24 protein-coding genes and 2 pseudogenes are annotated in these 22,918 nt (G+C 50.8%); 16 read left to right on the plus strand and 10 right to left on the minus strand.

Annotated features, from left to right (window positions below):
- Nucleotides 1-258 precede the first annotated feature (258 nt).
- Nucleotides 259-987, plus strand: a complete 729-nt coding sequence (locus IB144_RS26395) for a class I SAM-dependent methyltransferase (protein WP_104158589.1) — start codon at nt 259-261, stop codon at nt 985-987.
- A gap of 52 nt (nt 988-1,039) precedes the next feature.
- Complete coding sequence (locus tag IB144_RS26400; protein ID WP_149358968.1) at nt 1,040-2,176, plus strand: MFS transporter; 1,137 nt, start codon at nt 1,040-1,042, stop codon at nt 2,174-2,176.
- Nucleotides 2,177-2,538: 362 nt separating this feature from the next.
- Here IB144_RS26400 and IB144_RS26405 read toward each other — a convergent pair whose 3' ends face one another.
- Nucleotides 2,539-3,006, minus strand: coding sequence for a MarR family transcriptional regulator (locus tag IB144_RS26405; protein WP_064175061.1), 468 nt, complete (start codon nt 3,004-3,006; stop codon nt 2,539-2,541).
- 152 nt (nt 3,007-3,158) lie between these two features.
- On the opposite strand from IB144_RS26405, the gene IB144_RS26410 reads away from it, so the two are divergent.
- Entirely contained in the window at nt 3,159-3,926 is a 768-nt protein-coding gene (locus IB144_RS26410) for an alpha/beta hydrolase (RefSeq protein ID WP_064175060.1), read from the plus strand.
- Between the two features lie 216 nt (nt 3,927-4,142).
- Nucleotides 4,143-5,150 carry an alpha/beta hydrolase gene (locus IB144_RS26415; RefSeq protein ID WP_065808204.1) on the plus strand — a complete coding sequence of 336 codons (1,008 nt, stop codon included), beginning with the start codon at nt 4,143-4,145 and terminating at the stop codon, nt 5,148-5,150.
- Nucleotides 5,151-5,372: 222 nt separating this feature from the next.
- Here the strand turns inward: IB144_RS26415 and IB144_RS26420 are convergent, their stop codons facing one another.
- Nucleotides 5,373-5,672, minus strand: coding sequence for a LysR substrate-binding domain-containing protein (locus IB144_RS26420; RefSeq protein ID WP_223146318.1), 300 nt, complete (start codon nt 5,670-5,672; stop codon nt 5,373-5,375).
- Between the two features lie 740 nt (nt 5,673-6,412).
- On the opposite strand from IB144_RS26420, the gene IB144_RS26425 reads away from it, so the two are divergent.
- The 4 genes from IB144_RS26425 (at nt 6,413) to IB144_RS26440 (ending at nt 10,388) form a co-directional block, all read left to right on the plus strand.
- Nucleotides 6,413-7,351 carry a GlxA family transcriptional regulator gene (locus tag IB144_RS26425; protein WP_149358967.1) on the plus strand — a complete coding sequence of 313 codons (939 nt, stop codon included), beginning with the start codon at nt 6,413-6,415 and terminating at the stop codon, nt 7,349-7,351.
- A gap of 156 nt (nt 7,352-7,507) precedes the next feature.
- On the plus strand, nt 7,508-8,323 hold the full coding sequence (locus IB144_RS26430; protein WP_130988329.1) for an SDR family oxidoreductase: 816 nt from the start codon (nt 7,508-7,510) through the stop codon (nt 8,321-8,323).
- A 55-nt stretch (nt 8,324-8,378) separates the two neighbouring features.
- Complete coding sequence (locus tag IB144_RS26435; protein ID WP_130988328.1) at nt 8,379-9,140, plus strand: SDR family NAD(P)-dependent oxidoreductase; 762 nt, start codon at nt 8,379-8,381, stop codon at nt 9,138-9,140.
- A 45-nt stretch (nt 9,141-9,185) separates the two neighbouring features.
- Complete coding sequence (locus tag IB144_RS26440; protein ID WP_142515253.1) at nt 9,186-10,388, plus strand: MFS transporter; 1,203 nt, start codon at nt 9,186-9,188, stop codon at nt 10,386-10,388.
- Between the two features lie 197 nt (nt 10,389-10,585).
- On the opposite strand, the pseudogene IB144_RS26445 reads toward IB144_RS26440, so the two are convergent.
- Nucleotides 10,586-11,280, minus strand: a pseudogene (locus IB144_RS26445) (IS3 family transposase); the annotation flags it as partial.
- Nucleotides 11,281-11,817: 537 nt separating this feature from the next.
- Between IB144_RS26445 and IB144_RS26450 the strand changes: the two are divergent.
- Entirely contained in the window at nt 11,818-12,300 is a 483-nt protein-coding gene (locus IB144_RS26450; RefSeq protein ID WP_032444803.1) for a hypothetical protein, read from the plus strand.
- A 213-nt stretch (nt 12,301-12,513) separates the two neighbouring features.
- Complete coding sequence (locus tag IB144_RS26455) at nt 12,514-12,723, plus strand: DUF6434 domain-containing protein (RefSeq protein ID WP_072006038.1); 210 nt, start codon at nt 12,514-12,516, stop codon at nt 12,721-12,723.
- Between the two features lie 293 nt (nt 12,724-13,016).
- Here IB144_RS26455 and IB144_RS26460 read toward each other — a convergent pair whose 3' ends face one another.
- Together IB144_RS26460 and IB144_RS26465 are read right to left on the minus strand one after the other, a co-directional pair.
- Nucleotides 13,017-14,261: a hypothetical protein gene (locus tag IB144_RS26460; protein ID WP_149358973.1), complete on the minus strand. Its 1,245-nt coding sequence runs from the start codon at nt 14,259-14,261 to the stop codon at nt 13,017-13,019.
- A 204-nt stretch (nt 14,262-14,465) separates the two neighbouring features.
- The gene (locus tag IB144_RS26465; RefSeq protein ID WP_045344569.1) at nt 14,466-15,353 is read right to left on the minus strand and encodes an AraC family transcriptional regulator; all 888 of its coding nucleotides are present in this window, start codon (nt 15,351-15,353) and stop codon (nt 14,466-14,468) included.
- Between the two features lie 136 nt (nt 15,354-15,489).
- Between IB144_RS26465 and IB144_RS26470 the strand changes: the two genes are divergently transcribed.
- From IB144_RS26470 to IB144_RS26480, 3 genes are all read left to right on the plus strand, one after another.
- Entirely contained in the window at nt 15,490-16,233 is a 744-nt protein-coding gene (locus IB144_RS26470; protein ID WP_045344568.1) for an SDR family oxidoreductase, read from the plus strand.
- A gap of 14 nt (nt 16,234-16,247) precedes the next feature.
- Nucleotides 16,248-16,649: a VOC family protein gene (locus IB144_RS26475; protein WP_032611598.1), complete on the plus strand. Its 402-nt coding sequence runs from the start codon at nt 16,248-16,250 to the stop codon at nt 16,647-16,649.
- A gap of 93 nt (nt 16,650-16,742) precedes the next feature.
- Nucleotides 16,743-17,738, plus strand: a complete 996-nt coding sequence (locus tag IB144_RS26480) for a saccharopine dehydrogenase NADP-binding domain-containing protein (protein ID WP_048242180.1) — start codon at nt 16,743-16,745, stop codon at nt 17,736-17,738.
- Between the two features lie 56 nt (nt 17,739-17,794).
- Here the strand turns inward: IB144_RS26480 and IB144_RS26485 are convergent, their stop codons facing one another.
- The 5 genes and pseudogenes from IB144_RS26485 to IB144_RS26505 form a co-directional block, all read right to left on the minus strand.
- Nucleotides 17,795-18,061 carry an SDR family NAD(P)-dependent oxidoreductase gene (locus tag IB144_RS26485; RefSeq protein WP_310902695.1) on the minus strand — a complete coding sequence of 89 codons (267 nt, stop codon included), beginning with the start codon at nt 18,059-18,061 and terminating at the stop codon, nt 17,795-17,797.
- Nucleotides 18,062-18,097: 36 nt separating this feature from the next.
- A pseudogene (locus IB144_RS26490) lies at nt 18,098-19,066 on the minus strand (IS5 family transposase).
- A gap of 1 nt (nt 19,067) precedes the next feature.
- On the minus strand, nt 19,068-19,601 hold the full coding sequence (locus tag IB144_RS26495) for an SDR family NAD(P)-dependent oxidoreductase (RefSeq protein ID WP_223168862.1): 534 nt from the start codon (nt 19,599-19,601) through the stop codon (nt 19,068-19,070).
- Entirely contained in the window at nt 19,598-20,080 is a 483-nt protein-coding gene (locus tag IB144_RS26500; RefSeq protein ID WP_048242175.1) for a nuclear transport factor 2 family protein, read from the minus strand. The genes IB144_RS26495 and IB144_RS26500 overlap by 4 nt, the downstream gene beginning before the upstream one ends.
- 90 nt (nt 20,081-20,170) lie before the next feature.
- The gene (locus IB144_RS26505; RefSeq protein ID WP_045344564.1) at nt 20,171-20,917 is read right to left on the minus strand and encodes an SDR family oxidoreductase; all 747 of its coding nucleotides are present in this window, start codon (nt 20,915-20,917) and stop codon (nt 20,171-20,173) included.
- A gap of 138 nt (nt 20,918-21,055) precedes the next feature.
- Here IB144_RS26505 and IB144_RS26510 point away from each other — a divergent pair, with 138 nt between their 5' ends.
- The 3 genes from IB144_RS26510 (at nt 21,056) to IB144_RS26520 (ending at nt 22,858) form a co-directional block, all read left to right on the plus strand.
- Entirely contained in the window at nt 21,056-21,658 is a 603-nt protein-coding gene (locus tag IB144_RS26510) for a TetR/AcrR family transcriptional regulator (RefSeq protein ID WP_045344563.1), read from the plus strand.
- Between the two features lie 11 nt (nt 21,659-21,669).
- The gene (locus tag IB144_RS26515; RefSeq protein WP_045344562.1) at nt 21,670-22,065 is read left to right on the plus strand and encodes a VOC family protein; all 396 of its coding nucleotides are present in this window, start codon (nt 21,670-21,672) and stop codon (nt 22,063-22,065) included.
- Nucleotides 22,066-22,255: 190 nt separating this feature from the next.
- On the plus strand, nt 22,256-22,858 hold the full coding sequence (locus IB144_RS26520; RefSeq protein WP_045344561.1) for a site-specific integrase: 603 nt from the start codon (nt 22,256-22,258) through the stop codon (nt 22,856-22,858).
- The last annotated feature ends 60 nt before the right edge of the window (nt 22,859-22,918 follow it).

Below are 22,918 nucleotides of genomic sequence, written 5' to 3' on the forward strand. Positions count from 1 at the left end.
GCGATGAAGTGTTGTTCAGAGCCTGAGCAGGAGTTTTAGCCTCCTTATATTTATCGCCACGATGTTCGTGTGCCTCGTCTGTAAAGATAGAGGTGGCTATGTGTGTGGCGATTAATCAGGGCCTAGGATGATAATTCATCCTAGGCCCTTTTCGTTGAAGCTGCCTGAAGGCAGCTTCATAGAGCGAGCAGGGCTTTCCCTTGCTCGCTTTTTTTTGTCTCATTTTTGAGGCGATCTAAATTTCTTTCGGAGTTCAATATGTCTCAAAACATTTACGACAATCAGGCCTTTTTCGATAGTTATGCCCAACTGCCACGCTCTCAGTTCGGTTTGGAGGCCGCCCCGGAGTGGGCTTCTATTCAGGCCATGCTCCCGGATCTGTCCGGAAAACGGGTCATCGATCTCGGTTGTGGGTACGGTTGGTTTTGCCGCAGTGCGCGAGAGGCAGGAGCCGCCGAGGTACTCGGTGTCGACTTGTCTAAAAAAATGCTAGCACGGGCACGGGAGCTCACCGATGACAACGGCATCTGCTATCAACGCGGAGATCTTGAACAGCTCGCACTGCCGAGCCAGGCAACCGATTTGGTATACAGCCAGTTGGCTCTGCATTACCTGCCCGACCTCGCTCCGATATTTGCCACCATCTATCAGGCGCTGCAACCCGGCGGCTGGTTTGTCTTCACTACCGAGCACCCAATCTACACCTGCCCGGTACGTCAGGGCTGGCTTACCGATGATGAAGGTCAGCGGTCGTGGGCAGTCAACAACTATCAAAATGAAGGTAAGCGCGTCAGCAACTGGCTGGCTGACGGGGTGGTAAAATACCATCGGACCTTGGGCACCACGCTTAACACGCTGATAACTACTGGTTTTGCTATTCGCAATGTCAATGAATGGGGACCAACTGAGGAACAAATCAAAGCAAACCCGGCGCTGGCCGAAGAGGTGGAGCGTCCCATGATGGTTTTGATTTCTGCGCAACGATAAGACCATCACCACGACTTGTTGAGGAGCTACAGTGATTTGGACCCAAAATATCATGTTGTTCTTCATCGCGTTCCTCATCGGTGCCGATGAACTACTGCTCGGGCCCATTCTCACACCAGTCGGCAACGACTTATCCGTGAGGCCGGAAAGCGTGGCGTTCTTTGTCACGGCCTACAGCTTGGCCAATGCGGCTTGTGCATTCTTTTTCGGCGTGTTGTCGGATCGGTATGGAAGAATGAGGATTCTCATCCCGGCGTCAATTCTCTTCGCCGCAGCCTCTCTGGAGACTGGCCTCGCTGCGACGTTTGAAATGGCGATGTTCTTTCGCGTGCTGACCGGCGCGGCGAGTGCCGGGATGCTGCCGGTTGCTTTTGCGATCGCCAGCGATGCAGGGGGCACCAACGCGGTGCGTAGAATAGCCTTCGTTTCGGCCGGTTTGACGCTTGGCATGATCATGAGTCCTGGTTTGGGGGCGCTACTGACCGCGCTGTTCTCCTGGCGGGTGGCCTTTATCGCGCTTGGCCTTGCAGCTGTGCCTTTTGCGGCGCTGACATTCGTGATCAAACCACAATCGCATTCGGTAGTCGTTATCACGAAGCCTAAGCCCAAAGCCCCCTTGCTTGTACCGGGGGCCTTGGGTGCTCTGATCGCAATGGGTTTTGGGCTTGGCGGTGGCATCGGCATTTTTACGCTAATCGGTGAGCGCTTGCGCGATGTTGCTGGGTACGGAACAGGCATCATCGGATTGACGTACGTCTTGCTCGGGGTCCTCAGTATGGCGGGCAATTTCATGATGCCCGTGATGATTTCATACCTCGGCGATGGGCGGCGCGTCATGCGCATCGCCCTAGTTATATGCTTGGTCATGAATGTAATGGTATTTTCAGTAGCAAGTGCACTGCCATGGTCCTTGCTGATTGCATTGCCGTTATGGGCGCTTGCGGGGGGAGTGGGTTCTCCCGCCCTGCAATACCACATCGCCAGACTGGCTCCTGCACGACGCGGAGCTCTGATCGCTCTGGGCATGAGCCTGATGCACATCGGGATAGCCCTATCGGCCAGCCTGGCCGGTATCGGTTATGCCAACGGGTCGCTTTGGGTTGCAGCCCTTGGAACGGTTCTGTATGGCGTGGCCCTCATGGTGCTTCGACCGCTTGTCAATTCCGGCGTAGTGGGGCAACCCGAATAGTGGCGAGGTATGGCTAAAGTATCCGTACGCCGCTCAGGTTCCTTAATATTGCTTATGCCCATTTAGGATATACCCTAATCTGACGTCAGGCCTGATAATGAAAACTGTCAGAGTAAAGTCACTATTACTATTTATTGACACTGGTGATTAAAGGTCATGGATTCTTTTCTGACACATTCAGTATTGGAGGCGTATGAAAGGTCAACGTATTGGCTATATCCGGATAAGTAGCTTTGACCAGGTAATGACTCCAACTTAGTGATAGTGTTTTATGTTCAGATAATGCCCGATGACCTTGTCATGCAGCTCCATACGCCCCTATAACTTAATGTTATGTAGGGCCATATTGCTTTATAGCATCATCAGATATCCGGTTTATGTGCACGATGTATCTGATCACGGATCTTATCGACTGAGGCTTTGATGTCAGCAACCACATCCGCATCCATCTCAAGAGTATCCACAATACAGCGCGTGATATTGCTGGCCTCAATTTTCAATCTGTTCCCCTTCTCTGTGAGATGAATAAGCACTTCACGTTCATCCTTCGGATTGCGTGTCCGGGTGATCAAGCCCGCCGTCTCCAGCCGCTTGAGTAGAGGAGTCAGCGTGCTGGACTCAAGGAAGAGTATTCCACTCAGTTCCTTCACAGTACGTCCATCCTGATTCCACAACGTGATCATCACCAGGTACTGGGGATAGGTTAATCCCAGCTTATCGAGCATTGGACGATAGAGCTGCGTAAAAGCATGTCCCGCGGAGTAGAGAGAGAAGCAGAGCATGCCGTGCACATCCGGGAGTAAATCTCCGGTATTGATGTCTTTAGTCATATGTCCTCCAGTGCCTCTAAAATAATTTGTGTGCGATTTAATTGCAAGCGATTGACAACGACAAAAAGGAGTACTAAATTGATTTGCACACAAACAAATCGTGCACAAACAAATTGCGCACGAACATACAACCGTTGAAGAGAGAAACTATTATGTCTAAATTTGCTGCCTCCCTCGCCATTGCCACCGCTCTGCTGTCTGCCAGTGCTGTCGCCGAAACCGCAAAGCCCACTGTTGTCCTGGTCCATGGTGCCTTTGCTGACTCTTCTAGCTGGAATGGTGTCACCCGGATCCTGCAAAAAGACGGGTATAACGTCGTCGCAGCGGCTAATCCATTGCGCAGTGTTTCAACTGATGCGGCTTACGTCTCTTCTGTTGTGAACAATATTAAGGGACCCGTTGTACTTGTCGGGCATTCCTATGGTGGTCAGGTAATAACGAATGCAGCCCGGGAAACAAAAAATGTTAAGTCACTGGTTTATGTCGCCGCATTTGCTCCTGACGCGGGTGAAGCGGCCGCTGAACTGGCGGGGAAATTCCCCGGAAGCACGCTTGGCGAAGCGCTTGCCGCACCGGTTAAGCTGGCTGATGGAAACGTCGATCTGTCCATTGAGCAGTCGAAGTTCCATCAGCAATTCGCTCATGACGTGTCAGCTGAAAATGCTGCATTGATGGCGGCAGGACAAAGACCTGTGACCGAAGCAGCATTAACTGAAAAATCAGGGGCTCCCGCCTGGAAAACACTGCCTTCTTACTTCATTTACGGTGACAGCGACAAAAATATCCCTGTCAAAAGTTTGCGTTTCATGGCTGAACGCGCGGGATCAAAACACACCGTTGTGATCAAAGGGGCATCCCATGTCGTGATGGTTTCTCATCCTCAGGACGTAGCGACACTTATTGAGGAAGCAGCAAAATAAACGTCTTTGTCCTGTCTTTAACTCCATTTCCCGCAGGGGCCCTGTCTTTTTCCCTTACGCCCCTGCCTGTTTCGGTGATGTGAATACCCCTTACTGGTGAGATGGCATTCACATGGGAGATGACAGGAATGTTTATTAAAGTGTTGATACAGATTATTTCTTAATCATATGAATAGTTTGCAATTTAATTGCAAGCAACGTTAATGAGGTAACACAATGAATATCAAATCGGCATTACTGTCTGCCGCGATGGCAGCTGTTTCAGTCAACTGTTTTGCTGATACACCTGCACCGGATCGCCATGTCCAGCAATTCCTGGATGCATTAAACGGAGGCGGGGGAAAGCCCATTGAACAATTATCTCCCCAGGCCGCACGTCAGGTGTTGATTGATGCGCAGAAAGGCGCCACGCTACCGGCAGCGGACGTCAGCGAAAAAACGATCAGTGTTGATGGCCTGAATATTACGCTGAAAATTGTGAAGCCTCACAACGCACAAGGCACTCTGCCTGTTTTCATGTTCTTCCACGGTGGTGGCTGGATACTGGGCGATTTCCAGACACATGAGCGTCTTATTCGTGACCTGGTCAGTCAGTCCGGAGCAGCAGCGGTCTATGTCAACTACACCCCGTCACCAGAAGCGCACTTCCCGGTTGCTATCAATCAGGCATATGCTGCTACCCGCTGGGTGGCTGAAAACGGCAGCGAGATTGGCGTGGATGGCAAACGGTTAGCCCTTGTCGGTAACAGCGTGGGAGGTAACATGGTTGCCGCCGTAGCGCTTCAGGCAAAACAGCATAAGTCACCTGCCATTCGCTACAATGTCATGTTATGGCCTGTCACTGACGCAAATTTTGATACCGGTTCTTATAATCAGTACCAAAACGGTTATTTCCTGTCACGGAACATGATGAAGTGGTTCTGGGATGCCTATACGACCAAAGAGAGCGAGCGTAATAATATTCTCGCCTCACCACTGCGTGCAACGCGTGAGCAGCTGAAGGGCTTACCACCCACACTGATCCAGACTGCCGAGTTTGACGTGCTTCGTGATGAGGGAGAAGCGTTCGGACGTAAGCTCGACGCAGCGGGAGTGGATGTGACGGTGACCCGGTATAACGGCTTGATCCATGATTTTGGTTTGCTGAATGCGCTGAGTGACGTTCCTGCCGTACGGGCAGCCATAGGCCAGGCCGCCGGCCAGCTGAAAGAACATCTGAAATAACGAACAAGTGACCAGCCGGTACCGCCGGCTGGTCGCTGAACCCTCGGCCATCTGCTTGTCATCCTGATTAGGTTCCGGATTTGCCGGGACAGCGCCTTCAGTTTTTTTAGTTTTCCCCCGAGAGGTATGGGAGTGTCCGCATCCACGGGGGGGGTTTCCCCTTGTTCGTATCCGGGCTTGTTGAGAAAGCAGAATCCACGTCTGGTTATTTCACCCGACTAATTATCTGGATACTACTACAGACAGTTCAGTAAAAATCCGAGCGGCGGAGCTCTGACAGGCATTCTTTCGCCGAATGAGGACTGCGGTACGCTGCAGGCGCTCAGCCTCAAGTGTGATAGCTATCAGATCGTCATGCGCGAAGGCTGTCCTCGTGGGCAGCAATGTTGATAACGATGTCCTGCGAACAATTTCGATTCCCACCCCGGGAGAATTTGCCTCCATCAGCACCAGAGGCTTGCTCCCGTGTTCCCTGCTGTAACAATTAATCTGCCCGCGGGTCGCAAACTCCGCGCTGAGCACAACAAGCGACTCGTCGTTCAGAGCCTGCAACCCAACCGATTATTCGTTTGCAGGTGGGTGTTTGTGGCTGACCACCAGTGCAGACTCTCGTCCAGCAAAGTAAGCGCCTCGATGTCAGGGGTTAGGGTATCAACCGCTTGAATCAAAATCTTTCAACTTTCTAAGGCCGAAGGTAGCGACAGAAACTTTAATCAGGAAACGAGTCTATTGGTATTTCGGTATTTTTAAATCCCGGGAAGTATTTGATATTTGTTACATCAACATGGCAATGACGCCGGCTGGCATTAAACATAGGTCTAAACGTCGATGGCCAAGGGTAGCAGGTCACGACCGCTCCTCGCTCATAGCGGACGTTCGTCCCGGTAATGATACCAACTTGTTGATTTCGTATTTTCACTGACACTAGGATTATCCTGATGTTACAAGGATTGAATGACTACAGATTAAAATAGTTATCAACAAGTTGACAGCATTACCCGTTTCGGTTTCAGGGCTGCATCTTTTATTTGCTGCCTTGTGTGAAATGAATAATAGATATCTGCGTTCAGACGAAACAGACCGGAGCGCAGCAAAGACTTTCACTCGACGAGTGAAGATGACCATGAAGGGTTAAGAGGACTTTTATTTTTTTATGATGGTGATGCCGGTGAGCGAAAACAGGTTATTGTCTATATTCACACTGTTAACAGCCAGACCGGCTACAGAGGGTATACGGCGCTGGATTATTAGAGGAGACGATGATGCACCGGGTAGGCTTACTGATTTCCGATCATTTCCAGGTTCTGGGATTATCTACGCTGAGTATCTTTGAATTTGCCAATCAGGTTGCCGGCGAACCGTTCTATGGCTGTACGGTTTATTCAGAGTACGGCGGTTCAGTGAAGTCATCTTACGGCTTCGGCGTGGACAGCCAGCCGATTGCTGCGGACATTAAAGTGGATACCTGGCTTGTCGCGGGTGTGCTTACTCCGCTGGAGTTGCCAGCCTCGCCGGGCATCGTTGATTTTCTGAAGACCCATGCTCCCCGTGCACGACGGGTGGCCGGTATCTGTACCGGGGCTTTCGTGCTGGGACAGGCCGGTCTGTTATCTGAGCGGCGCGCCACTACGCACTGGGTACACGCGCAAAGTCTGAAGACCCTGCACCCCACCACGCGCGTTGAAGAAGACCGCATCTTTATTATTGATGACCACGTCTGGACGTCTGCGGGACTCACCGCCGGACTCGATATGGCGCTGGGCATGGTAGAGAAAGACCTCGGTGCGGGGGTGGCCCGCTCCGTGGCACACCTGCTGGTCATGCATCATCGCCGCTCCGGCGGGCAGACGCAGCACTCCGAAATGCTGATGCTCTCCCCACGTAGCGACCGCCTGCAGTCAGCTCTTGAATATGTGCGTAATAACCTCAGCAAAGCGCTGACCATTGAAGACATTGCGGATGCGGTCCACGTCAGTGCCCGGCAACTCAGCCGCCTGTTCCGTTCTGAAACGGGCAAATCTCCTGCCAAAGCCATTGAGGGGCTGCGGCTGGAAAATGCCCGACTGCTGATCGAGCAGAGCAGGCTGTCGATGGAGGTGATTGCGCGTGAGTCCGGATTCCGCGACCGTCGTCATATGCGGGAAGTCTTCATCCGCGGTTACGGCATTCCGCCTCAGTCCCTGCGCACTGGTAAAGCCTGACAACTATTTTGTCCCTGCATTACTTCTCTCCCTGTTCATGGTGTCCGGAATTCCGGACATCATGATGTCCGGAATCACAACCTTTCTTGTCAGCCGCGCCGGTGCGTGACTGCGTACTATGAATTCACCAACCCGATAACTGACAAGGTGAATATCATGACGCAGCAGACACACACCGACCGCGGCACCGCAGTCGTGACCGGCGCTTCTACCGGCATGGGCGCACTGTATGCCGGCCGCCTGGCACGCATGGGCTATGACCTAATCATTGTGGCGCGTAATCACAACCGACTGAACCAGCTGGCTGAACACATCACCACCGACAGCGGACGTAGCGTGGAAGTCGTTGTAGCGGACCTGGCCGATGCCGCTCAACTGAGCAAGCTGGAAGAAAAGCTGCGTCAGGACGCGAGCGTCACGCTGCTGGTCAATAACGCCGGTATCGGCACGCACACCCCGCTGCTACAGAGCGGTGCCGACGAGATGACGGCCATGATTAACCTCAACGTCACCGCTCTGACCCGCCTGACCTATGCGGTAGTGCCTGGCATGGTTGCACGGGGACGCGGGGCCATCATCAACATCTCCTCTATCGTCAGCATTGCCCCTGAGCTGTTAAACGGCGTCTACGGCGGCAGTAAGGCTTATGTACTGGCGTTCAGTCAGTCACTTCACCACGAGCTGGCCGGTAAGGGCATTCAGGTGCAGGCCGTACTGCCCGGCGCCACCGCCACGCCGTTCTGGGACAACGGGGGTCTGCCGGTGGACCAGCTCGATCCAAACATCGTCATGAGCGCGCCGGACATGGTAGATGCGGCCCTCACCGGATTTGCCCGCGGCGAGCTCATTACTATCCCGTCCCTGCAGGATGAGGCGCTCTGGACCCGCTACGAACAGGCGCGGCAGGCCATGATGCCGCACCTTGGAAGCGACGCGCCAGCTGAACGCTATCAGCCCGTATCCGTACACTGAACGACCATTTTCAGCCTCACAAACATTAAAAACTATCCCATAAAGGAGTAAGACCATGATACTGACCCATAACACCATCTTCATCACCGGCGGCACCTCTGGCATCGGACGTGCAATGGCAGAAAAATTTCATCAGCTGGGCAACCAGGTGATCATCTCCGGGCGCCGCGAAGCGTTGCTGAAGGAGGTAACCGCTGCTAGCCCGGGTATGGATTATGTGGTACTGGACGTGACGCGCGCCGACAGTATCAAGGCCGCCGCACAGAGCGTGCTAGAACGCTATCCGGCGCTGAACGTGGTCATCAATAACGCCGGTATCATGCCGTTTGACAATGCGGCGGGCGAGCTGGATGACGCACAGGCGGTTACGCTGCTGAACACCAATATTCTGGGCCCGGTGCGCGTCAGCGCAGCGTTTATTGGGCACCTCAAGCAACAGCCAGATGCGGTGCTGATCAACAACAGTTCGGTGCTGGCTTTCCTGCCGCTGGCCACCAACGCGCTTTACTCAGCAACCAAAGCCGCGATCCACTCCTACACCCTGTCACAGCGCTTCCTGCTGCGCGATACAGGTGTGCAGGTCATTGAAATTTCTCCGCCATGGGTAGATACGGATTTGATTTACAAGAGTGGCGACCCGCGCGCCATGCCACTGGATGAGTTCATCAGCGAGACGTTTGACAAGCTGGGCACGAACACCATTGAAGCTATCGTTGATCGCGTGCTGCCTATTCGTAATAACCCGGGCGCAGACGAGCATACTCTGGTGAACCAGTTCAATCAGTCCGTGGCGGATAACCCAATCCCTGTTCAGTAAACACTTCAGGGGCTTCGGGCCCCTGTTTTTATGCCGGAGATAATAATGAACGCTGTCATCACATCTTCCCAGCGTCGCGCCCTGCGCGCGCTGAGCATCGCATACTTTATACAGGCTACCGGTGCGCTGTCTGTCGCCGGCAGCCTGCCTGCTATCTCCGCAGCCTGGTTGCTGACTGATGCGCAGAGTGCACGCTTACTGAGTATTTTCGGCCTGACCTTTGCACTGGCTGCCCCGCTGGTTCAGGTGCTGTTTGGTCACCTGCGTCGCCGCCAGCTGGTGCTTACGGGCATCGGGTTATTTGGTCTGGGTGCCTTCGCTTTTGCGTTGTCTCCGACCTACAGCGCGCTGGTTACCTCCCGTTTAATGATGGGCATCGGCGCAGGCTTCATCGGCCCGGTACTGGTTGCGCTGGGTTCTGAGCTGGTGCATGAACAGCAGCGCGGGCGGGCTATCGGCATGGTACTTCTCGGCGTATCCATGGCGAGCCTTGCCGGCATACCACTCGCCGCGTGGGTTGCCAGCTTGTGGGGAGCGAAAGCATTGTTTGCACTGGTCGGAGTTGTGAGCCTGCTGAGCGGTCTGAACGTCCTGCTGACGGTACCGGATGAAAGTGCGGGGACGCGTATCCGGCTCAGTGAGATGGCTAGCGTGCTGTTTGAGGGAAAATACCTGACGGCGTTCCTGGTAGTGTTTTTTATTACCTCCGGAGTTTACTGCTTTTACTCTTTTATCGCTCCGCTCATCCGTGATACCTACGCCGGCGGCACGCATGCAATCTCCGCGGCGCTGGCGGTGTTGGGTGTTGCCGGAGTACTGGGAAATCTCTGGGTCACCCGCGCATCGACACGCTTTAGGTCTGAAACACTGCTGCTGACGGGCATGACACTGCTGATAGTGGATATGGCGCTGATTGCCCTGTTGCCGAAAGCGCTGGGAGTGCTGCTGACGGCACTCGTTTTCTGGGCCTTTTCCACTGATCTGCTCTGGCCCAGTCAGCAGCGCAGGATCGTTGAACTTTCGTCAGTCCGGCACCGCGGCATTGCACTGGCGCTGACCAGTGCCTTTATGTTTGGAGGGATTGGATTTGGCTCAGCGGCGGCTTCTTGGGTTTATCCGGTAGCAGGATTTTATGGGCTTGCTGGTATGTCTGTGGTCTTTATTGTGCTGGCGCTGGTCAGCCTGCAGCTGTCAGAAAAGTTCAGAAAATCCGTTAAAATTGCTCAGCCCTGTAAGAATGAAGCCTGATCCCTGTATCTGCGGGTACTTCTCCCTGCCTGGGATGGAGTACTCGTTTTACCGGGACGACTAGTGTTAAACAATTGAATATAAAGCCTAGCCCTTTAACCAGTGTGTTGTATGCATCGATTGAAATCATAGCTCATAGCTGCCAGTGACCACTTTCCAGTATGGAGTGACCACGCTCCGGTAGACAGTTTCTGTCCTCACGACGAGGCCTGTTCAAAGGCCTTCGGACTGACGCCACCGAGGTGGCTGTGGCGTCGGTTACGGTTGTAGAACACTTCAATGTAATCGAAAATATCCGCCCGGGCCATGTCCCGGGTTTTATATACCGCTTCCTGATGCGTTCTTTTTTCAGTGAACTGAAGAACGATTCGGCCACCGCATTATCCCAGCAGTTGCCACGCCGGCTCATGCTCGGTGCCAGGTTATTGGCCCGGCAGAAGTGCTGCCAGTCGTCACTGCCGTACTGACTACCTTGATCGCTATGTACGATGACCTCGCCGTCCGGTTTTCGGCGCCAGACCGCCATCATCAGTGCGTCGAGCGCCAGTTCGCGCGAGAGAGTGGGTTTCATCGACCAGCCGACCACATTACGGGCAAAGAGATCGATAACCACCGCCAGATACAGCCAGTCCTGCCAGGTGCGGATATAAGTAATATCGGTGACCCAGACCTGGTTGGCACGGACAACGGTGAACTGTCGCTGCATACGATTAGGAGCAACGACTGAAGGCCTGCCAGCGATACGACGTGGCGCTTTATAGCCGCGCACGGCTTTAATCCGGTTCAGTTGCATGATCCGACCCACCCGGTTTTTACCGCAGGTTTCCCCGATTTCGTTCAGATCGCCATGAACCCGCCGGTAACCGTATACGCCTCCGCTCAGGGAATATGAGGTAGTAGCTAATCACCACAAACTGTTAGATACAAGCTACCGTGTTAAGTTCCCTGGTGTCGCTGAAATTTTTTATGAACATCCCCCTAAGCGTCAGCAGCAAGCTGCCGCCGCTAAGGCCCCGGAAATCACGCCCTTTACGTCGTAAACGCCGTAAAGCCCGCTCACCGGGGTTAAAAGGGATTACCTTAATTTCTTCATTGCTGATAGCGGGTTAAGGCTAACCAGGGCAGGGGGCTGACAGGCAGAATTTGTGAACCAGGAGCCGGCTGCGCCGGGCGACGGCGCCAGTTACCCGCGGTACTCCATTCAACTTCAGCTGGCGCCTCCATGCCGCTGACGCGGCATTCGCAAGCTTCCCGATGCTGTAGTCTTAACGTCTGCTTTGTGCCAAAAGCAGACTGACTAACTCAATAGTGGGTCAGTCAAAATGAGGGACACGTCGACTCCTGTTACTGTTATCAATTATATTGTAGAATCAGAAAGCAGGCGTCAAAGACCTTAAATATTATTCGTTACCTTAGGGATGTAAGTGATATGCTCGACAATATGAATGAATATGAGGAATTCTTGTTCCATAGGATTGATGATTCGGATTTATTGACAGGATTTGTTATTGGCCATTTAGTGATTGAACATCTTCTTGAAGAGATAATTCTGGGCTATGACATCAAGCTCAGAAAACATTTTCTTACATTGAGTCATAGTAAAAAAATAAACTTCATAAATTCTTTGGAACTAATACCTGATAACGTAGCAAGTTGTTTGCAAAGTATTAACAAAATAAGAAATAAATTTGCTCATCAATTAGGTTACAAGCCGAATAAAGGTGATTTATTGAACCTAATTGAGCAATGTATAGATAGTTTTAACGATATGACCGACGGACTTGAACAACTTCATGGTGCTCTAAAACAATGTGATGATCTACTTGAAACACAAGAAAAATACGGAGTTGGGCTAGCTGATCTCTTTATACAAGTGGTCTACGATCTAGAGGGGTACGCCAAAAAATATTGAGTCATTATTCTTGGGGTAGCCCTCCAATTCGGTGACGCATATTTTTGTTAGTTATTGGTATTAACAGGTAACTGCCGCTTCTCGCTCCTAGCGAAACTTCAACCTAGTAAACTCGTCAGCTCCGTGCCAGGATCGGAAGTTGCAAAGTTTCGGCATTTTATGCCAGTGAGTTCCTAATTTCTAATCAACCTCTTCATTATAGGAGTTAGTAAATTGAAAATCGATTGGCATAGCTCATTACTGACCAGTAACAATAGCATGGATAAAAACTACAAAAATACACAAAACGTTCGTCTTTTCATGATTAAGGAATGTGGTGAAGATTTTCGATTCGATCGTGAATTTATGATGTGGATACGTAATGATGATCCGAAAACTTTGGGTGATGTTATCAATGAGTGGAAACGCAGACATTCGTTTTAATAAGCCAAGCCCGCTTTTCGCTCTTAGCAGACGTCATGTTCCTTGAGCCTGACCACTTAGTGCCAGGAGCAGACAAGCTGTTTATTTTTTGACATGAAACTGCGCGCTCTTTGGACGTTCGGGTTATTTTGTCCAGTGCCAGCAGATCCTCTTAGCCGAGTACGCGGCCAGCTGCATAATTGCAGGCACAATCCGGCATCGATGTGTAGTTGCGGTCGCAAAGCTGCTGGAAAACCCTTTTGTGCAGTTCATAAGCCAGTCTCGATACGTGGCAACGGTATCATTGATATAATTTATTTTAATTTTCCCTTACCTCGAAGAAGTGATAGGTATTGATCAGTGGCAAGTAATGGTAGATTATTCTCTTGACTAGAGTCGATGTCTCTAATTAAAATTGTACGGTTTTTTATGCTGAACTTGTATTTAGTCTCCAGCATTGCCCAAAACATTCTTTTATTTAATCTTGATAGTTTTATAAAATTTACAAGACCATCAAGACTCATAACTAAAACTCTCGCCCCTTTTGACTCTTTAAGGTTGCTAATTTCGTCATAAATCTTTTCAGCATCTTCTTTCTCTAAAACAAGATCTGAGATTATCACTAAATGATAAATACCCCTTCTTCGCTTTATTAAATATTCCATCCCGCCATGATTAATAACTACATCATTATTTAGAATTGGGATAACTCCTTTAACCTGATCGATACCTTGCAATGCTTTTTTCTTATACATGCTACAAAGCTTCTCATGAGATTTTAATCCCATTTCAATCAATGATGATGCTTTAGACTGTATAGATAATACGTAGTCATTTTCTACAACAAGAATATCAACTAGTTCTCTTTTTTTATTACCCTCAATAACATCGGGAGAAAAAAACACTTCTTCATGTGAAAAAATCTGCCGCAAAGCATGATTTATAAGAGCTTCCTGCTCATATCCCTCAGAGCCGTTTTTGCTGGTGCTAAATTCATATGTTAATTCGGTATCGTTTGGTTCATGAACACTTGCAAGGTAAGATTTTTTATCAATTACACTTAGTGGCAGACTGATTATTTTCTCGTTACCAGTCAAAGCATTGTTGCAAAATTCATCCATTGCTTCATTGCCTTCCCTAAATCCTGAATTGAGAGAATAGGAATTAGCATGAAGTTTTTTTAAATTTTTATCCGGTAAATTTTCCGAGACTTTTATTTTCAGATCCATAACACGCATTGTATGCGAGTCAAAAAATGTTAATTGAATACCATCATAATCACCTAATAATAACAAATCCAGCCCTTTGATTTCATCTTCCTCTCTTGGTGGATAGGCCAGTAAAAATGGATTATCGACATTATCTTCAATCAACATCCCGATCACTAGTATATTTTTTTTAGTAGATAAACCTACCAAAAGATGGATAGGTGCCCCTGACCAGACGGATTTAATTATAGGAATGCTTGATTTAAGTATTATGTGGATATTACGATTTTCACTATCTATCCAAACTCCATGTAACTCATTGTTTAAATAGGCTAAAAGTTTAGTATTCATTTCAACTTTCATTTCCTTATAGTGATAAGGATGGTGTTTCACACAAACCGACCAGCAGTTCCAACTATGGTACCTCAGTAACTTAGATTGCTTAACTGCAAATCGTGCGGTTTCTAAACATCATATGTCCGCTCCTCGCTCATAGCGGACCTTGGGGTCTTGCTTTCTGTCCGCTATGTGCCATAAGCGGACATAACTCACAGCTTATGCGTTCTTGGTTAACAGAATATTTTTCAAATCTGATGAGGGAGAAAGACCAAAATGGCGCGCATATTCGCGACTGAACTGAGTATGACTTTGATAACCAACAGAATGCGCTATGGCAGTAATGCTATCACCGGTAGTGGCTAATCTCAGCCGTGCCTGCATGAGCCGCACCCGTTTCTGATACTGCATGGGGCTGAGCGCCGTTATAGCCTGAAAATGACGATGAAATGCCGAAACGCTCAGCGCGGCCATCGCTGCCAATTCTTCCACCCGCACGGCCTGCATGTAGTTGAGCTTCAACCAGTTAATTACCCTATAAATCCGGGAAAGATGCGATTCCGGCGTGGCGATATTACGCAGCATCCAGCCAAGCGGCCCCTGCAACACCCGGAATAAAATTTCACGCTCATAGGCCGGTGCCAGAGCAGATATCTCCTCAGGCTTGTTGATTAATCGCAGCATCCTCAGCCATGCATCCAGCAATTCAGACGTAACCGGAGCCACAGAAAATCCCGCATGGTAAAGATGCATCTTGTCAACAGCCGGCATGTCATCCAGCAGTTCAGCAATAATTTCCGGCTTCGGCGTCAGGCTCACAGCAAGATACGGCGCGCCGGTTTTCTCATCTGCACAGACCTTACCCACGGCGGGCAAATCAACCGACATCACAAAGTAGGTGGCAGGGTCATACTGCCAGGTTTTATTCCCAACCGTCATGCTCTTGGAGCCAGTCAGGATCAGGTTAATCATCGGTTCATATACCGCTGAAAGTCTGTGTTCAGGAATTTCTCCCTGCACCATTGCGACACGCGGTATACCGGTTTCTGTGGCCTTGTTTCCGGCTCCGGAAGCCAGCAGTCGCAGTTCAGTTAATTGTTTTTGCATCTTCGTAAAATAACACGGCACGGGACAGGCAACAAGATTAAAGCAGGATTAGGCAAATGTCAGAGAGGATTACAGGAGCCAGAGCCTGGTGCTGTGCGTAATCTTGAACTCGTCATCCATTCTGTCAGGAGCTTTTATGAAACATGTCTTGATTACCGGCGGAAGCCGCGGCATCGGAGCCAGTACGGCGATTGAATGTGCACATCGCGGCTACGGCGTCATTCTCACCTGGAATAGCCAGCCGGAAGCGGCCAGCCAGGTCGTTAAGCGGATTAAAAACGAGGGGGGACGCGCGTTAGCATTGCGGCTGGATTTAGAGGATGTCGGCAGTTTCAGTACTTTTCGTTCACAACTGGCTATGACAATGGAGACACACTGGGGCGCCAGGGGACTGAACGGGCTGGTAAACAATGCAGGATATGGTTTGTATAACCCCATTGAAACCGTGACTGAAGCGCAGTTTGACAGCTTAATGAATGTGCATCTGAAGGGCCCCTTCTTTCTAACTCAGACGCTGCTTCCACTTCTTCAGCGGGATGCCGCTATTGTTAATCTCACCAGTGCCACCACCCGCGTGGCGACCGCTGGTGTGGCACCTTACGCCACTTTTAAGGGTGGCCTCGAAGTGCTGACACGTTATATGGCCAAAGAGTTTGGTGAACGGGGGATTAGGGTAAACGCCGTATCGCCAGGCCCGATCCGTACTGAACTGGGAGGGGGCCTAAGTGATGAGTTTGAAGCATTGCTCGCCGGACAAACGGCACTTGGACGAATTGGTGAACCTGATGAAGTTGCCCGTGTTATCGCCGGATTACTGACAGCCGATGGCGGCTGGATTAATGCACAGACGATCGAAGTCGCGGGCGGTTATAACATCTGACAACGGAGCTTTTTATGCTGGACCATATCTTTATTACCGTAAGCGATACCGAGCGCTCAATTACCTTCTATGAACGCGTGCTTCCTCTTCTCGGCATCATCAACCGCCACGATTATGACGGCAGCGATGGCCCGTCAGGCCATCCCGATCTTAAGGGATTTGGAGCCAGTGGCCGCGTATTTTTCTGGCTTAGGCCAGGAATGCCATGTCCGCAGGCCGTTCATGTGGGGTTCGCGGCGGATTCTGAAACGATGGTTAACCAGGCTTATGCAGAAGCAATCGCGGCGGGAGCAACAGAAATTCATCCGCCAGGAGCACAACTTCATTATGACCCGCGCTATTACGCCGCCCAGGTCAGAGATCCGGATGGATACAGCCTGGAGTTTGTTTATAAAAGCTGGCAGCACGGGCGCTGATAACAGGGTGGTGCTGGCCAGAAAAAATTTTATATGGGTGTAACCCCACTAATGCCGACCTTAATCATTCCGCTTTAAGGATGCTATTTCTGTATGAAAAAACTCATGATTTACGGTGCGACAGGCTATACCGGCAGTATGATCGTACGACATGCGCTGGAATCCAGCCTGCAGATAATTATTGCCGGGCGCGATCGGGAAAAACTGGCAGCGATGTCGTCTGTTCTGGATGTCCCTTTCCGGGCTTTCAGGCTGGATAATCCTGACACCATTGATGGTGGCTTAGCGGATATTGACGCTGTCTTAAATTGTGCCGGTCCGTTTTTGCATACCGCACGGCCGTTAATGGAGGCAGCAATCCGCCAGAAGGTACACTACCTTGATGTGGCTGCCGAACTGGACAGTTACCAGCTTGCAGAAATCCTCGATGAAGCCGCTTCTTCAGCGGGCGTTATGCTGCTTCCTGGCTGTGGCGGGAGCGTAGCAATGCTGGGATGCCTCGCAGCTCACGCGGCCACGCGGGTCAAAAATCCGGCCAGTATCTCACTGGCGCTGCATATCACCGGCACGATGTCTCGCGGCTCTGCGGTAAGCGCAGCTGAGAATTTATCAACCCAGTGCCTGATTCGCCGTAACGGCCAGCTGATGCAGAGCGAGTCAGGTGAGCTGCGGGGCTTCGATTTTGGCAACGGTCTGCAGGCCTGTTTTCCTGTGACGCTTCCTGATGTAATCACCGTCTGGAAAGCGACTGGCATTTCTGATATCAAAACTTTCGTACATATTTCCGGTGAGGGTTTTCCGCAGGGCAATTTGGCTGAACTGCCCGATGGCCCGACAGCTCAGGAACGTGAGGCCAGTCGTTATAAGGCCGTTGCGGAAGTGCTAAATGCAGATGGCGAGACCCTGCATATGCTACTGGATGCGGTTAATGGATATAGCTTCACTGCGCTGGCGGCTGCCGAAGCCGGGCGCAGAGTGCTGGCGGGAGAATATCGTCCGGGATTCCAGACACCGGCGGCGCTATTCGGCAAACACTTTGCCGAAACCATCGCCGATACCCGGATTACGACATCTGAAGCTCTGCGCTGAAAAGAAGGAAATACAAGCTCCGTCCGTTTTTTCCGGAAGGAGCTTGTGAAAATGAATTACCAGGGTCGTCGGCCTTCCGGGCCAAAGAATTTTCCTGTCGGGCCATGTCTTTCCGCCAGTGCTAGCCTGATAACCGGCATCGCCCCCTGTTCCGGTGTAAGCGCACCGGTATTGCCATTGAGATCGGTTTTGACGTTACCCGGCTCGACGACATTGATCTTAATGCCCTGTTCGGCTAACTCTTTGGCAAAACACACCGTGGCCGCATTGAGCGCCACTTTTGAGGCACTATAGCTGAGCAGGGGCTTTGTTGAATAAATCAGATTTCGGGTAAGTCTCCCCCGTAGCGGGTTGTGTTTTCAGGCAATACGCATGCTTTCAGGCATACCTGCTTTCGTCATTTTGTTCAGCGCTCGTACCAGGGCCATAGCCTCTGCAACCTGACCATCGTAGTCACGCAGCGTCAGTGAACCCCCGAACAGCTGTTTTACCCGGTACATCGCCGTTTCCGCTATCGAGCGACGGTTGTAATCTGTTGTCCATTTCCACCGCGCATTACTCCCGGTCAGTCGCTGATTAGCCACTGCACGGTTACGGTCTGCATATTCACCGGGCCAGTAACCCGCACCTTTTCGGGGCGGGATAAGGGCGCTGATTTTCTTACGCCGCAGTTCATCGTGACAGAGCCGGGTGTCGTAAGCGCCGTCTGCCGATGCTGCCCTGATTTTTCTGTGAGTCTGCCGGATAAGACCCGGGAAGGCTTCTGAGTCGGTCACATTGTTCAGCGACAGGTCAGCGCAGATGATTTCATGTGTGTTGCTGTCAACTGCCAGATGCAGCTTACGCCAGATACGGCGGCGTTCCTGGCCATGCTTTTTGACTTTCCATTCGCCTTCACCAAAGACCTTCAGCCCGGTGGAATCAATCACCAGATGCGCGATTTAACCCCGGGTGAACGTTTTGAAACTGACATTAACCGACTTTGCGCGCTTGCTGACACTGGTGTAATCCGGGCAGCGCAACGGAACATTCATCAGTGTAAAAATGGAATCAATAAAACCCTGTGCAGCCCGCAGGGTCAACCTGAACACGCGTTTAATGACCAGAACGGTGGTGATGGCGAGATCAGAATAGCGCTGAGGTCTTCCCCGTGATGAAGGCGTTGTCGACTCATACCAGGCCTGAATAGCTTCATCATCCAGCCAGAAAGTTATGGAGCCACGGTTGATGAGGGCTTTATTGTAGGTGGGCCAGTTGGTGATTTTGAACTTTTGCTTTGCCACGGAACGGTCTGCGTTGTCGGGAAGATACGTGATCTGATCCTTCAACTCAGCAAAAGTTCGATTTATTCAACAAAGCCCTGAGCAGGTTTACGGTTGAGTAAATTGATGCCTCATCAGTAATCAGAGCAAGAGATCCCAGACCGCTTCCCAACATGATAACACTGGCATTTTCTGCTGTTTGAAGCAGGGGAAGAAACGCCTGGGTTACCCGTACCGGACCGAAGAAATTAACCTCAAACGTGTTTTTCATGTCTGATAAACGTGTCTGGCTCGGCGTAGCTGAGACATCAAGCAACACGCCTGCGTTATTGATCAGTACGTCCAGCCTGTCAGTGACTGCCGATAAAATTGCCGCTGCCTGCTGTACACTTGCGTCGTCAGTTACATCCATTATCAGTAGCTGGACAGTGAGTCCTTCTGCCTTTAGTTGCTGAACAGCCTCTTCGCCGCGTCGCCGATCGCGCGCTGTGATCCAGACACGAAATCCCTGCCGTGCCAGTCCTTTTGCGATCGCCAGTCCAATGCCTTTATTGGCTCCCGTAATCAGTGCCGTACGGTTATCCGATGTTTTCGCAGTCATAGATTTGCCTCTGCATTTGCACCGCTGACATGAAACCGGATATCCCCTATCAGATGAGGCACAACGGCACGGTGTACGAACTGCCATTCATCGCCGATGAGTGCAAAGCGGTCTTTGTAATGACCAGTGCAAATCGGTTGCAGGGGGAAGCCGGGCAGTTCCTGATGAACGGTAAAATAACTGGTCGCTGAAGCTTCACCGCTGAAGGGGTTTCCCTCAACCAGAATATTGGAGACGGCGTGCCAGGTGCGAGGCGTGCCGTCCTGGTGCAGCTGAATGCCCGACGACAGAAATCTCTCAATCTCATTCCTGCCCGTAATCTGATGACCGGGCACCTCCAGCGTGGCATGGCGTAAAAGTCCTGCAACTTCACTAAATTTTCCACTGTCGAGCAGATAAGGGTAAGAGTTGATGAGACGGGTAATGTCGCGCTCAGCCTGCAGAACAGAGACCAGATCTTTTTCATTTTGCGGATACATAATAGCGTTTCCTTTTGTTTCATGGAAAAAACGAGATACAACAGGAACACGATGGTTGTGTGCCACCGTGCAGGTTTATGGCCGGGCCTGTTAGGTTTGCGATGCGCCACCGTCAGCGAATAACTCGATGCCGTTCACATAGCCTGAATCATCACTGGCCAGGAATGCCACAGCGGCAGCAATTTCTTCCGGCTCGCCGATACGGCCCAGCGGGCTTTTCGCGGTAAGGAAGGCAAGTCCCTCTTCAGCCTTATCGCCAAAAGCAGCCCGTAGAGAAGGCGTGTTCGTCGGCCCCGGACTAACGATGTTGAGGCGAATGCCTGAACCATGGAGTTCTGCCACCCAGCTCCTGACCATGTTGCGCACTGCGGCTTTGGTTGCACCGTAAATACTCATTGCCGGTCCGGGATCAAAGGAGGATGTTGAACCGATGATGACCACGCTGGAGCCTTGTCCAAGCAAAGGCAGCGCCTGCTGAACAGTCAGAACCACGCCTTTAACGTTGGTCGCGAACTGTTCATCAATCTGCTGTTCAGTTATTTGACCGAGAGGCGCATGAATACCGCCCCCTGCATTTGCCACCAGGATATCGATATGACCAGTTGCTGTTTTGATCTGCTGGTAAAGTTCATCAAGACTTGCTCTACTGCTGACATCAGTCACAACTCCATTCGCTTTTTCTCCCAGCGTCATAACTGCCCGATTCAGTTTTACTGCGGTTCTTCCAGTAATCACCACGTCCGCACCGTCATCGATCAGGCGTCTGGCTATAGCCAGGCCAATACCACTGCTTCCGCCAGTAACTACGGCAAATTTGCCTTTGAGTGGCTGGTTCATTTGCGCTCCCCCTTCATTTTATGTAGTGGTCACTATAAACAGAAGCAGATAATCTGTCACCATTAATTTGTAGCGACCACTACAATAATGGCGTAAAATAGCCGTATATTTTTACGGGCACAGCCGGGTAATGAGCATATGAGTGAGACAGAAAATAACGTCAGGACACGCAGGCGTGCATTTGACCGGGAAGCAGGGATTGAGACAGCTCAGGCACTGTTTCATCAGAGAGGATATGACGCTGTTGGTATTTCTGAACTGACAAAAGCATTAAATATTAATCCGCCAAGCCTTTACGCCGCCTATGGCAGTAAAGCAGGCCTGTTTGGCCGGTGCCTTGCGCGATACGTTGATGAAGGCAACCTGCCGGCGGATAAGATCCTCATCGCCGGACGCTCTCTGGCCGAAGCCATTGAAGAATTATTTATCACGGCCGCGCGTCTGTACGTGAAATCTCCGCTGCAGCGGGGATGCCTCGTCGCAGAAGGTATGCGTGCTGACGATGAACAGGCGCGAGAACTGGCAAACCAGTATGCAAGACCAGGAATACTGTTTATTGAAGATTACATCCGCCAGTCAGAACCGGAAAGAGCGAAAGAACTGAGCGATTTCGTCGTCACCACACTGCGCGGATTTTCGGCTGCGGCGGTCACCGGCTTATCACGTCCCCGCCTGTTAAAAGTGGCCCGCATGAACGGGCAAGCTTTTGCTGCGTTACTCAGTCTAAACCCTGACACATAACGGGAGTTTTTATGTCTGCCATCGACCATCTTGAGATTTCAGTGAAAAATGCGCCGTTATCGCTGCGCTTCTATCAGCAGGCACTTGAGCCGTTAGGCTTCAGGCTGGTTATTACCCAGGAGCCAGCCAAAACACGAACCGGCGGTTTTCGTTACGGGCTTGGGCCGCAGGGCTACCCCCGGTTATGGCTGCATGACAATGAGGAAACCGGTGCATCGTTGCATCTGGCTTTTTCTACTGATAAGCGCAGCATTGTGGATCAGTTCTGGAAACAGGCTCTTCTGGCGGGCGGGAAAGATAACGGAGCACCGGGAATTCGTAAGCATTATCATTCACAATACTATGCAGCGTACGTTTTTGATCCTGACGGTAATAATCTGGAAGTCGTCTGCCAGCAGGTAAGTTAATCAAGTCGTCCATGCTACGCTTATTATGTTAACCCGCAGCTTAATCTGGGTGGAAATGACACGCGAAATTTTTGCCCGGATTTGCTCGCTTCGTGGTTTGTCATGTGCGTTGCTTAACGCCAAAATCGTCCGCACCTCGCTCATAAAGGACAACCATACTCAAATCTCCCACATTGCAGGAGATTTGAGTATGAACACGTCACCGTGGAATAAAGACCGTATCATAGGCCAAAAAAGACCACTTCAGATATCTCATATCTGGGGGATCCGAATCCGGCTTGAACTGGAAGGTAAAACGCGTGATTTAGCTCTGTTCAATATGGCCTTAGACAGTAAGCTACGAGGCTGCGATCTGGTGAGCCTCAAAGTATCTGATGTTGCATATGGTAGCTCGGTTTCAAGCAGAGCTACGGTGCTGCAACAGAAAACCGGTAGCCCTGTGCAATTTGAGATAACCAAAGGGACAAGAGAAGCTGTTGCTGCATTGATAAAGCTTGGCAATTTGCACAGTAAAGACTTCTTGTTTCGGTCTCGGATCGGAACTAACCGGCACATATCAACCCGACAATACAGCCGAATTTTTCATGGGTGGGTAGAAAAGCTTGGCCTCGAAGCTTCGCTTTACAGCACACATTCCATGAGAAGAACAAAACCTTACTTGATATACAAGAAAACCAAGAATCTCCGGGTGATACAAATTCTGTTGGGCCATAAGAAACTGGAAAGCACAGTCCGTTATCTGGGCATCGAAGTCGATGATGCGTTAGAGATATCTGAATCGATTGAAGTCTAAGGTTGTCAGGGCTGCAACAGCAGCCCTGTGCCAGAAGCGGACATAACAACTAACTAAATG

The organism is Klebsiella sp. K4, from assembly GCF_014596785.2.
Taxonomy (GTDB): Bacteria; Pseudomonadota; Gammaproteobacteria; order Enterobacterales; family Enterobacteriaceae; genus Klebsiella; species Klebsiella pneumoniae.